9 protein-coding genes are annotated in these 13,151 nt (G+C 65.6%); 5 read left to right on the top strand and 4 right to left on the bottom strand.

Going from position 1 to position 13,151, the window contains the following annotated elements:
- Window positions 1-54: 54 nt before the first annotated feature.
- Entirely contained in the window at window positions 55-498 is a 444-nt protein-coding gene (locus tag M2432_RS26280; RefSeq protein ID WP_280829785.1) for a hemerythrin domain-containing protein, read from the top strand.
- Here the strand turns inward: M2432_RS26280 and M2432_RS26275 are convergent.
- Both M2432_RS26275 and M2432_RS26270 read right to left on the bottom strand, forming a co-directional pair.
- Window positions 487-1,764 carry an acyl-CoA dehydrogenase family protein gene (locus tag M2432_RS26275; RefSeq protein WP_280829784.1) on the bottom strand — a complete coding sequence of 426 codons (1,278 nt, stop codon included), beginning with the start codon at window positions 1,762-1,764 and terminating at the stop codon, window positions 487-489. The genes M2432_RS26280 and M2432_RS26275 overlap by 12 nt on opposite strands.
- A gap of 4 nt (window positions 1,765-1,768) precedes the next feature.
- The gene (locus tag M2432_RS26270; protein WP_280829812.1) at window positions 1,769-2,830 is read right to left on the bottom strand and encodes an oxygenase MpaB family protein; all 1,062 of its coding nucleotides are present in this window, start codon (window positions 2,828-2,830) and stop codon (window positions 1,769-1,771) included.
- 235 nt (window positions 2,831-3,065) lie between these two features.
- Between M2432_RS26270 and M2432_RS26265 the strand changes: the two genes are divergently transcribed.
- Together M2432_RS26265 and M2432_RS26260 are read left to right on the top strand one after the other, a co-directional pair.
- The gene (locus M2432_RS26265) at window positions 3,066-3,971 is read left to right on the top strand and encodes an adenylate/guanylate cyclase domain-containing protein (protein ID WP_280829783.1); all 906 of its coding nucleotides are present in this window, start codon (window positions 3,066-3,068) and stop codon (window positions 3,969-3,971) included.
- Entirely contained in the window at window positions 3,971-4,723 is a 753-nt protein-coding gene (locus M2432_RS26260; RefSeq protein WP_280829782.1) for a rhomboid-like protein, read from the top strand. Before M2432_RS26265 ends, M2432_RS26260 begins: the two co-directional genes overlap by 1 nt.
- On the opposite strand, the gene M2432_RS26255 is transcribed toward M2432_RS26260, so the two are convergent.
- Window positions 4,711-6,279 (bottom strand): FMN-binding glutamate synthase family protein, encoded by a 1,569-nt coding sequence (locus M2432_RS26255; protein ID WP_280829811.1) that lies wholly within the window; start codon window positions 6,277-6,279, stop codon window positions 4,711-4,713. The genes M2432_RS26260 and M2432_RS26255 overlap by 13 nt on opposite strands.
- Window positions 6,280-6,343: 64 nt before the next feature.
- Here M2432_RS26255 and pheS point away from each other — a divergent pair, with 64 nt between their 5' ends.
- A complete protein-coding gene (pheS, locus tag M2432_RS26250) occupies window positions 6,344-7,417 on the top strand; it encodes a phenylalanine--tRNA ligase subunit alpha (RefSeq protein ID WP_280829781.1) in 1,074 nt (357 codons plus the stop codon).
- Window positions 7,417-9,903, top strand: coding sequence for a phenylalanine--tRNA ligase subunit beta (gene pheT / locus M2432_RS26245; RefSeq protein ID WP_280829780.1), 2,487 nt, complete (start codon window positions 7,417-7,419; stop codon window positions 9,901-9,903). The genes pheS and pheT overlap by 1 nt, the downstream gene beginning before the upstream one ends.
- Window positions 9,904-9,918: 15 nt before the next feature.
- Here the strand turns inward: pheT and M2432_RS26240 are convergent, their stop codons facing one another.
- Window positions 9,919-13,077, bottom strand: coding sequence for an adenylate/guanylate cyclase domain-containing protein (locus tag M2432_RS26240; RefSeq protein WP_280829779.1), 3,159 nt, complete (start codon window positions 13,075-13,077; stop codon window positions 9,919-9,921).
- Between the last annotated feature and the right edge of the window lie 74 nt (window positions 13,078-13,151).

Raw genomic sequence — 13,151 nt, 5'->3', positions numbered from 1 at the left:
CGCCGCAACAAAACGTAGTCTCGGCTTATGTGTCAATACTGCGGGTGCCGTGAGATGCCGTTGCTACGTGACTACATCGCCGAGCACGAGCGTGCGCTCAACCACGGCGGCGAGGCCGTCCGTGCGTTGGACCGCGGCGAAATCGATTCGGCGCGTGAGCATCTCGCGCTGATGGGTGACGAGCTCCGTAGTCATTGGCAAGGTGAGGAGAACGGCCTGTTCGCCGTCATGCGTCGGGAGCCCGAATATGCCGAATACATCGACCCACTGGTGCGCGAACACCGCGAGCTCGCTGAACTGCTGGACACCGTCGACCTGGCGGACGCCACCGACCAACAGCGCATCCGGGCTGCGGTCGAGGAACTGTACGAGCACGTCGTCAAAGAGGAAGACGGCCTGTTCCCCGCTTCGCTGACGGCGCTCGACGGCCCGGACTGGGACCGTGCCTTCGACGGCTGGCACGGCGCCCATCCGGGCCGGCGGATGCTAAGCCAGTAGTCCCTTGGCGACGTGGGTGATCTGTACCTCGTTGCTGCCGGCGTAGATCATCAACGACTTGGCGTCGCGGGCCAACTGCTCGACCCGGTACTCGGTCATGTACCCGTTGCCACCGAACAGCTGAATCGCGTCCATTGCGACGTCGGTAGCGGCCTGCGAGCAGTACCACTTCATGGCTGACGCCTCCGGCAGCGGGATGGGCCGCCCCTGCTGGCCGGACTCGATAACCCGGAACAGCATGTTGCGCACGTTCATTCGGGCCACCTCCATGCTGGCCAGCTTGAGCTGGATCAGCTGGAACTGTCCGATTTCCTTGCCCCACAAGGTCCGGGTCTTGGCGTAGTCCACGCACAGCCGCAGACATTCTTCGATGATGCCCAGTGACATGGACACCACCCCGACGCGCTCGGCGGTGAAGCTGGACCGGGCACTGTCGCGACCGTCCCCCGCTTTGTTGTCCTCGGTCTCACCCAGCAGGCGATCCCGGCCCAACCGCACATTGTTGAAGAACAGCTCGCCGGTGCGCGACGAGTGAATACCCATCTTGCGGAACGGCTTTGACTGCACGAAGCCTTCCATGCCACGGTCCAGGACGAAGGTCAGCACCTTGCGGTCGCGCTTGTCACGGGACGAGCGCTCGCGTGAGGACCCATCGGCTTGCGCGTCGCCCTCCTCTAATTTCGCGTAGACGACCACCACGTCGGCATCGGGTCCGTTGGTGATGAACGTCTTCTGGCCGTTGAGGATGTAGTCCTCACCGTCACGCACCACGTAGGACTTCATGCCGCCGAAGGCATCCGAACCGGAGTCGGGTTCGGTGATCGCCCAGGCGCCGACTTTCTCGTACGTCACCAAACCGGGCAGCCAGCGTTCCTGCTGGGCCAAGGTGCCGCGGTTCTGGATGGTGGGCACCGTCAGGCCCAGGCTGACGCCGATACCGGTCACCAAACCCGAACTGACCCGGCACAGCTCGCTGATCAGCACCATGCCCATGCCGGCCTGGTCCGGTCCGCCGCCGAACATGCCGCCGGAGGCTCGCGGCTTGCCCGCTGACGGTGCAGAGTCGTCCCGAAGGCGGGCCAGTCGCTTGTTCAGGGCTTCTTTGGCCATCGCATCGATGCCGAACGTGGCGAACAACTTCCGCACGATCGGGTACGGCTCCATTTCGCCGCTTTCCAACTCGTCGAGGTGCGGGCGGATCTCCTTGTCCACGAACTCCCGCACTGCATCGCGCACGGCAAGGTCGACGTCGGACCAATCAAGCATTTACTCAGGCAGCCTTTCCGGGTTTCTGCCGGCCACGCGCAGGACGGCGGCCGGCCAACGAGAAGGTGGTGTGTACCAGTGACCCGGCACGCTCCATCAACGTTCTGTGGTGAGGCACATAATGCATCGGGAGCCCCCGGCGGTCTTTCGGCGGGGCCATGAATCCCGGTGCTTCGACCAGTGGCGCGTCGGGCGCAGCCCGCCCTGAGGCCCGGCGGTACGCGGACAGTGCCCTTGGGTGCAAACGGATTTCGTCGGGAACCGCCAGGAATGCAAATTCGACGGCCTTGCCGAATATCCGCAGGAGAACCTCGTCGCCCGGAGTCCAGCGCATCCCCGCGCGCTCCCGAACCGCCGGGTCGAAAACGCCCGCGGCGATCCAGCGCTGTGCGGCTACCAACGGCTTGAACATCTCGTCCCACATGGTGGTCGGCATCAACACGAACCAGGGTTTGGGGATACGGATGGTGAAGATGTCCAGTGTGGCCCGGTTGATCTCCAATTCTTCGGCACACTTGTGATCCCAGTAGATCTGGAAGTCCTCCCAGGTCTTCGGAACGGGTCGCATGCTCATGCCGTACATCCGGTACCACTGCACGTGCTCGTCGAACAACTGGCGCTTCTCGGCTTCGGTCAGCCCGCCGCAGAAATACTCGGCAGTCTTGATTATCAGCATGAAGAACGTAGCGTGTGCCCAGTAAAAGGTCTCAGGATTGAGCGCGTGGTAACGCCGGCCCTCGGCGTCGACGCCCTTGATGGTGTTGTGGTAGCCGCGGATCTGGGCTCCGGTCTGCGCTGCGAGGTCGCCGTCGTAGACCACACCCATGATCGGGTAGACCGAGCGGGCCACGCGCTGCAGCGGTTCGCGCAGCAGGATGGAATGGTCTTCGACGCCCGCCCCGAGTTCGGGGTACATGTTCTGGATCGCGCCGATCCACACGCCCAGAATTCCGGTGCGCAGGTCGCCGAAGTACTTCCAGGTCAGTGAATCCGGACCAAGGGGATGTCCAACAGCTTGTTCGGTAGCTGCGGCATCGGGTGCGGCGGTCGTTGATCTTGCGTCCATGGTGTCCTCGCTCATCGTCGAAACCGAGGGGTGTGGCCGCCACGATAATCGTGACAACGTGCGTTGTCCATCAAACTGCGGCGCGTCGCCCGGCACTGTTACCCGGTGTCCACAGAGCCGCCATATCGCGGTGACCTGCAGGTTCGCGGCTTCTCCGGCCAAGGTGCGGCGGCCCGGCGGCGACGCTGCGGTGGCCGACGTTGCCGGTGGGGTCGTCGACCCCTAATGTGGCGTCGTGGATGTCGAATCGTTCGAAGAACGGTCCGACGGTATTGGCGAGTTGGACACGCCGAATGGCATCGCGCCGACCTCTTCGGGTCTGTTGGGGTGGTTGCGGAGCACCAATCAGAGTCAGCCCGTCATCGATCTGGTCAGGCGGGCCCGGCGATCATTGCCGGGTGACCCCGAATTCGGCGACCCCTTGTCGACCGCGGGCGAGGGCGGTCCCAGCGCCGTCGCGCGCGCTGCGGACAGGTTGTTGTCACGTGGCGGCGCCACCCACGAGGTCAGTCTGGCCGGACTTCAGGTGTGGCAGGCATTGACCGAGATGGTTTCGGGCAAGCCGGCGAACCCTGAAGTGACGCTGGTCTTCACAGACCTGGTTGCGTTCTCCGCGTGGTCGCTTCGGGCCGGTGACGAAACCACGCTGCGGCTACTTCGGCGGGTCGCGCAGGTCGTCGAGCCCCCGATGCTGGCTGCCGGCGGGCATATCGTGAAGCGGATGGGCGACGGCTCGATGGCTGTGTTCGCTGATCCGGTGACCGCGCTGCGGTCGGTCATCGAGGCGATGGACGCGCTGAAAACCGTTGAGATAGAAGGTTATCGGCCCAAGATGCGCGTCGGCATCCACACCGGTCGGCCGCAGCGCATCGGATCGGACTGGCTCGGCGTCGACGTCAACATCGCCGCCCGTGTCATGGAACGGGCTACCAAGGGCGGGCTGATCGTCTCGCAGGCGGTCGTGGATCAGATCGACGAGCAGTACCTGGACGCCCTGGGCGTCAGCTTCAAGAGGGTACGCAAACAGCTGTTCGCGCCGAAGATTTCCGGGGTTCCCGACGACCTGGTCATGTACTGGGTCAAGCAGCGCAAGGACGCGGCGGCTGATATCGACTACAGCGAGACCGACGGGCCGGAGTAGTGCTGTCGACGGTGTGGGCCCGACTGGTCCGGGTTCGCGTCACCGTCGTTTACACCGCGGCGTTGTGCGTCGTCATGGTGACGTTGGTGGCGCTCGGGCCCAAGATTCGTGATCAGGTCATCCGGCACGAAAGTACCAATCTGCACAACCTCGCTCATGGCCGGCTCGGAACACTGCTGGGCAGCGCGTTCGTCGCTGAGACCGAATTGGTTTATCTGTGGCTGCCCGGCTTGGTTTGTCTGCTGGCGGCAGCTGAACTGCTGTGGCACGGCCGACGACTCCTGGTAGTCCTCGTCGTCGGCCACGTCGGGGCGACGATCCTGGTCGCGGCCGGGCTGGCATTGGCCGTAGAACTCGGCTGGCTGCCGCGATCGATCAGCCGGGTCGCCGATGTCGGGGTCAGCTACGCGGTGATGGCAGTGGTTGGCGCATTGACCTCGGCGGTCCCGCACCGGTTCAAACCGTTGTGGTTCAGCTGGTGGCTGCCGGCGGCAGTGGCAGTGGTGCTGGTCAGTACCGACTTCACCGACACCGGTCACGTGGTCGCGTTGGTGCTCGGCATGCTGATGTCGACCAGGCTGGAACCGCCGGCATTCTGGACCCGAGCCAGACGCGTGCTGTTCGGGCTGGGCGTTGGTTTCGGTTATGCCGTACTCGCCCACACGCCGGACCTAGTCGTGGCCGCGACCCCTGCGGCAGCGGTCGGTGCCACGGCTGCCGCGTTGGTGACCCGCCTTCGTCAGACGAAGTAGTCGGCCCGGGCATCGGCCCAGTCTGCGCGCCACGACTCGGGCGGATGAGTCAACAGTTCGCTGTGCCGTAGCCACTCGTAAATCTCGGCATAGGTATGGGTGCGCTGACCGTCGATGCGTCGGTTCAGCATCGCCGGAGCCAACTGGTGAAAGCCGTCCAATCCCATGGACGCCACGATCTGTGCCGCGCTGGCCACGGTCCCGCGCTGGAAGTTGTAGACGCGAGTGGCCTTGTCCGGGACGTCGAGCGCACGAGCCCGCGCGGGGTCCTGGGTGGCTACTCCGGCCGGGCAGCGGTTGGTATGGCACTTCAGCGCCTGGATGCAGCCGACGGCGAACATCATGGCTCGCGCCGCCATGGTGAAATCGGCGCCCTGGCACATCCGGCTCACAATGTCCACGCCGCTGGCGACCTTGCCCGAGGCGCCGATCCGGATCCGGTCCCGCAGCCCGGTCCCGACCAGGCTGTTGTGCACCAGCATCAGGCCCTCGGTCAGCGGCATGCCGACGTGGTCCTCGAATTCCTGTGGCGCTGCACCGGTTCCGCCCTCGGAGCCGTCGACGATGATGAAATCCGGGGTGATACCGGTGGCCAGCATCGCCTTGCAGATCGACAAGAATTCCGTGCGTGCGCCGATGCACAGTTTGAAGCCGACAGGCTTGCCATCGGACAGTCGGCGCAGCGTCGCGATGAACTCGAGCAGTTCGGTTGGGGTGCCAAAGGCACTGTGCGACGGTGGGGAAACCACGGTGCGCCCTGCCGGAACTCCACGGGTTGCGGCGATTTCGGGGCTGACTTTGGGGCCGGGCAGTACGCCGCCGAGCCCTGGCTTGGCGCCTTGCGACAGTTTGATCGAAATGGCCTTGACGGCCGGCAGCGCTGCCTTCTGGGTGAAGAGGTCCGGATCGAAGCGGCCTTCGGCGTCGCGGCATCCGAAGTATCCCGAGCCGATCTCCCAGATCAGGTCCCCGCCACCGCGCAGGTGGTACGGGCTGATGCCGCCTTCGCCGGTGTCGTGGGCGAACCCGCCGCGCGCAGCGCCGCCGTTGAGTGCCTCGATGGCGTTGGCTGACAACGCCCCGAAGCTCATCGCCGACACGTTCAGTAGAGCGATGTCATAAGGCTGGGTGCATCCCGGCCCGCCGAGCCGCACCCGAGGGTTGAGGTCGTCGGCGGTCCGGGCGCGCAGCGAATGTCGCAGAAACTCGTACCCCACTGCGTTGACGTCGCGGTCGGTGCCGAACGGCTCGTCACCCTTGGTGCCCTTTGCGCGTTCGTAGACCAGGTCGCGGGTCTCGCGGTCGAACGGCGTGGCCTCGGTATCGGACTCGATGAAGTACTGCCGGATCTCCGGGCGGATGAACTCCATCAGGAACCGGACGTGACCCAGCACGGGGTACATCCGCAGAATCGAATGCCGGGTCTGCACCAGGTCCCAGGTGCCCAGCGCTGCCAGCGCCAGGAGCACCGCTGCAGCTACCGTCCACCACGGATTGACGGTCACTGCCGCGAATGCGGCCACTACTGCACACAACCAGAGGACCGTGACGAGCATCGGACGTACGAGCACCGCGTGAGGGTATCGCGGCCCGCTGGGTGCGCGTCGCTATGATCGGCGGGTGCCGGAGCAGCCCAATGACCTCTCAGAACAAGCCTTGACAGCAGCCGTCAGCGCAGCTCGGCTTGCCTTTGAACAGGCCGCTGACTTGGACGCGCTGGCCCGCGCCAAGACCGAGCACCTCGGCGACAAGGCGCCCATCGCGTTGGCGCGTCAGGCGCTGGGGACGTTGCCCAAGACTGACCGTGCCGACGCAGGTAAGCGGGTCAACGTGGCGCGAACCGAGGCCCAACAGGCTTATGACACCCGCCTGGAGGTGCTGCGGGTCGAGCGCGACACCGCGGCCCTGATCGCCGAGCGCATCGACGTGACGCTGCCGTCGACCCGCCAGCCCATCGGCGCGCGGCATCCGATCACGATCCTGGCCGAGAACGTCGCCGACACCTTCGTGGCCATGGGCTGGGAACTGGCCGAGGGCCCCGAGGTCGAAACCGAGCAGTTCAACTTCGACGCGCTGAACTTCCCGCCGGACCATCCGGCACGCAGCGAGCAGGACACCTTCCACATCGCTCCGGTGACTTCTAGCGACGCTTCGCTCGCCCAGGAAGGGTCGCGCCAGGTGTTGCGCACACATACCTCGCCGGTACAGATCCGCGCCCTGCTGGAGCGCGAACTTCCGGTGTACATCGTTTCCATCGGCCGCACCTTCCGCACCGACGAACTCGACGCCACCCACACCCCGGTCTTCCATCAGGTCGAAGGTCTGGCCGTGGACAAGGGCCTGACCATGGCCAACCTGCGGGGCACGCTGGATGCGTTGGCCCGTGCCCAGTTCGGCCCCGACGGTCGCACTCGGTTCCGTCCACACTTCTTCCCGTTCACCGAGCCGTCGGCCGAGGTCGACGTGTGGTTTCAGGACAAGAAGGGCGGCCCCGGCTGGGTGGAATGGGGCGGCTGCGGCATGGTCAATCCGAATGTGTTGCGCGCCTGCGGCATTGACCCAGACGAATACTCCGGATTTGCCTTTGGCATGGGATTGGAGCGAACCCTGCAGTTCCGCAACGGAATTCCTGACATGCGCGACATGGTTGAGGGCGACGTGCGCTTCTCCCTGCCGTTCGGGGTGGGTGCCTGATGCGTCTTCCGTACAGCTGGCTGCGTGAAGCCGTTCAGGCCGGTGCCCCGGGCTGGGACGTGTCGCCAGAAGAGTTGGAACAGGCCTTCATCCGGATCGGCCATGAGGTCGAGGACGTCATCAGTGCCGGGCCCGTCACCGGCCCGCTGACTGTCGGTCGGGTCGTCGAGATCGAGGAGCTCACCGAGTTCAAGAAGCCGATCCGGGCCTGCAAGGTCGACGTCGGTGAAGCCGAACCACGCGACATCGTCTGTGGGGCAAGAAACTTCGCGGTCGGTGACCTGGTGGTAGCGGCGCTGCCGGGCTGCGTGCTGCCGGGCGATTTCAAGATTGCGACGCGCAAGACCTACGGCAAGGTCTCCGACGGCATGATCTGCTCGGCCGCCGAATTGAACTTCGGCTCCGACCATTCCGGCATCATCGTGCTGCCGCCGGGCACCGCCGAGCCCGGTGCGTCGGGCGCCGAGGTGCTGGGCCTGGACGACGTGGTGTTCCACCTCGCCATCACGCCGGACCGCGGCTACTGCTTGTCCATTCGCGGCATGGCGCGCGAGATCGCCTGCGCTTACGACCTGGATTTCGTCGACCCGGCCGACGTGCCGGCCCTGCCCGTCGAGGGCGAGGCCTGGCCGTTGACTGTGCAGCCCGGTACCGGTGTGCAGCGTTTCGGGTTGCGGCCGGTGGTGGGCATCGATCCGGCGGCGGCGTCGCCGTGGTGGATGCAGCGCCGCCTGCTGCTGTCCGGCATCCGCGCCATCTCGCCAGCCGTCGACGTCACCAACTACGTGATGGTTGAACTCGGTCACCCGATGCATGCCCACGATCGCAGCCTGATCACCGGCGGTTTCGACGTGCGCTTCGCCAAGCCGGGGGAGACCGTCGTCACCCTCGATGATGTTGAGCGCAAACTGGATCCGGCCGACGTACTGATCGTCGACGACGTGGCCACCGCCGCCATCGGCGGCGTGATGGGTGCCGGTACTACCGAGGTCCGCGACACCACCACCGATGTGCTGCTGGAAGCCGCGGTCTGGGATCCGGCTGCGGTGTCCCGCACGCAGCGTCGGTTGCATCTGGTCAGTGAGGCCAGCCGCCGGTACGAGCGGTCTGTCGACCCCGCGATCTCCCGGGCCGCGTTGGACCGCTGCGCTTCGCTGTTGGCCGAGATCGCCGGTGGCACAGTCGAACCCACACTGACCGACTGGCACTGTGAGGGCGCTGCGCCGGATTGGTCGCAGCCACCGGTCACCATGGCCGTGGATCTGCCGGACCGACTGGCCGGTGTCAGCTACCCCGAGGGCACCACTGCGCGCCGGCTCACCCAGATTGGGGCTTCGGTGACGGTCGACGGTGACACCGCGACGGTGGTTCCGCCGAGTTGGCGGCCTGATATGAAGCAACCCGCCGACCTGGTCGAGGAGGTGCTGCGGCTGGAAGGGCTCGACGCCATTCCGTCGGTCCTGCCGCAGGCGCCGGCCGGTCGTGGCTTGACGGCGACCCAGCAGCGCCGCCGCGCGATCGGTAAGTCGCTGGCGCTCAACGGTTTCGTCGAGGTTCTGCCGACGCCGTTCCTGCCGGCCGGGGTGCTGGACGCCTGGGGGCTGGCCGCCGACGATCCGCGTCGCGCCACCATTTCGGTGCTCAACCCGCTGGAGTCCGACCGGCCCGCGCTGGCCACCACACTGCTGCCGGGTCTGCTGGAAGCGTTGGTACGCAACGTGTCCCGCGGTGCTGCCGATGTCGCGTTGTTCGGTATCGAGCAGGTGGTGCACGCGACATCCACCACTCGTGCAGTGGGGCCGATCCCGGTGGACCGTCGTCCCACCGACGGCGAGTTGGCCGAGATCGACAGTGCGCTGCCGCGCCAGCCGCTGCATGTCGCGGCGGTACTGACCGGACTGCGCGAACCTGCCGGCCCGTGGGGTTCGGGCCGTGCGGTGGACGCGACAGATGCTTTCGAAACCGTGCGGATCATCGCCCGCGCCTGCGGTGTCGAGGTGACATTGCGTAGCGCGCAAGAGCTTCCGTGGCATCCGGGCCGTTGCGCCGAGGTGCTCGTCGGCCGCGTGGTGGTCGGCTACGCAGGGCAGTTGCACCCGGCAGTGATCGAACGCACCGGGCTGCCCAAGGGCACCTGCGCGGTCGAGGTGGATCTCGATGCCATCCCGGTAGTCGAGCGTGCGATTGTGCCGTCGGTGTCGCCGTACCCCGCGGTTTTCCAGGACGTCAGCTTGATTGTCGGCGATGGCGTCGCTGCTGCCGCAGTGGTCGATGTGGTGCGCGAAGGCGCGGGTGAACTGTTGGAGGGTGTCCGGCTGTTCGACGTCTACACCGGTCCGCAGATCGGGGAGGGCCGCACGTCGCTGACCCTGGCGCTGCGCTTCCGGGCACCGGACCGGACGCTGACCGAGGACGAAGCCAGCGCGGCACGCGATGCTGCCGTGGCATTGGCGGCTGAGCGGCTCGGCGCCCAGCAGCGCCGCTGAGGTCGGGTCAGAATCTCAGTCGTTCGGGGGATCGAAGCCTGCAGCTAGGGCCGCCTCGAGATAGCGCTGCCGAAAAGTTCGTGCCGTGGCGGTGTCGCCCGAGGATTCAGCGATGAGCGCACGGCAGCGCAACTCCGGCACGGTGTTGAGGACGAATCCGTCATCGGTCTGGATCGACGCCAGGTGATCAACGGCGGTGATTGCCGCGGCGCGATCGTCGGTGCCGCCGCGCAGCAGCAACGATTCGACGAGCACCGTCGTGGCCACTCCTTGGGAGAGCACCTCGCCATGGTCTGACATGTGGGCGATTGCGCGGTGGGCGAGTTCGACAGCACCGTCGATGTCTCCGTGGCGGGCCATGTGTCGCGCCAACGCAGGCTCGATGAGAGCCGTTGCGTTCAGGGTGAATCCGCGGCGCGTCGTGGTTTCGAGAGCCATCTGGAGCACGTCGATACCTTCAGTGCCGCCGGCGTTGCCGACCATGTCTCCGTAGACGAGCACAAGACCTCTGACGATGCGGGCCAGCGTCAATGTGTGTTCATCCCCGGTCTGTTCGGCGATCTGTAGTGCGTCGGCTGTCTCCTGCACAGCGATGGCGTCTACTTGGCGTGCGCCGACGGGGACGGAAAGGATGTATTTGTACAGAATCGCTGCGACGCGACTGGTCGGATCGAGACTTCTCGCCAATTCGATCGCAGCGTCACCGTCGGCTCGCCATCCCTCGACACCGAGGCAGAGCCGATATAGGCCACGCATTCTGGTGGCGCTCGCGAGCGGTGAGCCGAACAGGACGCCGCCCTTGGCCAGGTCGCCACCGGTCAAATCGATGACATCTTGCGCCACGCGCAGGGCCTCACGCAGTTCCCCGACTTCCGACTTGGCGTAGGTGACCGCCAGTAGCAGGCCGCAGGCTATCGATGGATCCCCGGTCGAGCTGATCAGCTCGAGAAGTTCGGGGATCAGGTCGGCTACCTCACGGTGTCGGTGTTGTCCGGTCAGCGCCATGATCATCCCGGCGGTTCCGATGGCCAGAGACCGCTCGTCGCCGGACTTGCGGCACAGTTTCCGCAGCTCTTCGAGTCCGGCTTCGCGTAGGTCACCGCCGGTCCTCCAGACTTCGCCGCACAGACGTGTCAGCGCAGTTGTCAGGCGCTCGTCGCGTTCCGGGTCTCCGGTGGGCAGCCGGGTGGCAACCGCGCGGGCGTGCTGCCAGCTGGTCCAGGCCGCATACCGGTCGCGGGAACTGAACCAGCGGCCAGCGCGCATGTGCCAGTCGAACGCCGCACGCAGTTCGCCGGCAGCTTGCAGGTGGGTCGCGATCAGCGCGGCATTTTGCTCGGCAGAGGATGAATCCGCGTTCTCAATCGCTAGGGCCACCTGCCGGTGCATCTGCGCGCGGGACGATTTGAGCTGCGATTCGTATGCGACCTTCTGGACCAAGGGATGGCGGAACGTGTACCCGGAAGAGGAGTGCGGCATTACGAGCTCGGCAGTGCAAAGGTCGGCGATCGCAGTCGACACCACGTCCGCTCCGTTGAGGACGCTTTCCAGAACATCGTCATCGAAATGGAGCCCGATGACAGCGCCCGCGTACAGCACCGATTTCGCTGTGGGCTCGAGACGATCGATGCGTGCGGCGATGGTCGAGTGCAGGGTGGCGGGCACGGTGATTTCAGTGACGTCGGCGTGGCAGCGATAGTGCCCGCGCTGCCCGGTGAGGATGCCCCGCTCAGCCAGATCGCGAACGATCTCGGTCGCGAAATACGGATTCCCTGCGGCGGTATCGGCGATCTGGCGCGCCAGCGGCAGCACTGACAGATCTGTACCGAGGAGCTCGGTGGCCAGTGTCGTGGTTTGCTGATTGGTGAGGGGCGTTAACGCAATTGACTGAATATCGGAGATTTGCGCGAGCGCGCCGGAATAGTCGGGCCGTTGCGTGAAAAGGATCAGCGATTGTGTGCCGCGCAGCTCACCGGTGAGTTCAACGAACAGGGATTCGCTCGCCTCATCGATCCAGTGCACGTCCTCGATGACGAAAACGGAAGGCGTCCCTCGCGCTTGAATACTGCTGCGCACCAATGAAATTACCCGGCGTCGCCGCGCGTCAGGAGCGATGTCGGGCACGCCGATCGCCGCTTCACTGATGCCGAGTAGGTCATCGAGGATGAGGAGGTCGGCGTGTTCGGCGTGGGCCAGCCGAGAGCGCAGCTGCGCGCGCGCAATCTCGGGTTCGGGGGCGGTGGCCGCGAACAGTGCCCGCAGCAGCCGTGCGGCGGCGCTATAGGAAACCTCACGGGTATGTGATTCGCAGTAGGTCGAGTACGCGGGTACTGCTCGTACGGCTGTCAGTGCGATCACTTCATCGACGATCCGGGTCTTACCGACGCCGGCTGGCCCGATGACCCGTACTACGGCTCCATTGTCAGTGGGTCCATCGAGAACTGCAGTGATCGCATCCAACTCTTGCGAGCGGCCGACCAGCGCCGGCTCCCAGCGGCCGCGGTGAGAGGCGTGGTCAGTTCTCACCGCTAGCAGCCTCCGCACTGGCACCGGCGCGGACCGACCCTTCACCGAGGCGGATTCGGGTGCGCCGAGGACCGCATATTGCTCGACAAGTCTGGCCGTGGCCTCGCTCAACATGACGCCGTCTGGTGGCGCAATCGATTCCATCCTCTGCGCGAAACCGACGTGCTCGCCGATCATGGAGTAGCCAAGTGCCCCTGAGTCAATCGGTCCGGTGACCACCTGACCTGAGTTCAGGCCGATACGTAAGTGCAACTCGATGCCGTCGCGCTGTGCCGCTTCCGCGGCAACTTCGCGAGCCTCATCGAGGATCCCCAGCGCCGAGATGCATGCGAGCACCGCGTGGCCCTCTAGTGCGTTCGGGGCGCCGAAGACTGCCATCAATCCATCACCGGTGAACTGGTTGACCACCCCGCCGTGGTTGCGCACGACGTGGGTCGCGCGCCGGACCAGCTTGGCCATGATCTCGCCCAGACGCTCTGCACCGACCGATCGGGCGATGTCCATGGACCCCACCACGTCGGCGAACATCACCGTGACGTATTTGTATTCGGCGAGGTCGGGATCAGAAGTTTGGGACCCGCAACCGTCGCAAAACCGCGCGTCGTCACGCAGAACCAGGCCACATGCTCGGCAGGATCGTGGTCCCATCGAAATCTCCAGCAGCGGCTCAACACGGTGTGACCTCTACCCTAGATTGCGCGCGGGATGAACCCCCTGTTTCT

It is taken from the genome of Mycobacterium sp. OTB74, assembly GCF_029892685.1.
GTDB lineage: Bacteria > Actinomycetota > Actinomycetes > Mycobacteriales > Mycobacteriaceae > Mycobacterium.
This window is presented reverse-complemented; position numbering and strand designations above follow the sequence as displayed.

Coding starts and splice junctions, on each gene's coding strand:
- pheT (WP_280829780.1), top strand. CDS start 7,417: ATGCGTCTTCCGTACAGCTGGCTGCGTGAAGCCGTTCAGGCCGGTGCC.
- M2432_RS26255 (WP_280829811.1), bottom strand. CDS start 6,279: ATGCTCGTCACGGTCCTCTGGTTGTGTGCAGTAGTGGCCGCATTCGCG.
- M2432_RS26240 (WP_280829779.1), bottom strand. CDS start 13,077: ATGGGACCACGATCCTGCCGAGCATGTGGCCTGGTTCTGCGTGACGAC.
- M2432_RS26270 (WP_280829812.1), bottom strand. CDS start 2,830: ATGGACGCAAGATCAACGACCGCCGCACCCGATGCCGCAGCTACCGAA.
- M2432_RS26280 (WP_280829785.1), top strand. CDS start 55: ATGCCGTTGCTACGTGACTACATCGCCGAGCACGAGCGTGCGCTCAAC.
- M2432_RS26275 (WP_280829784.1), bottom strand. CDS start 1,764: ATGCTTGATTGGTCCGACGTCGACCTTGCCGTGCGCGATGCAGTGCGG.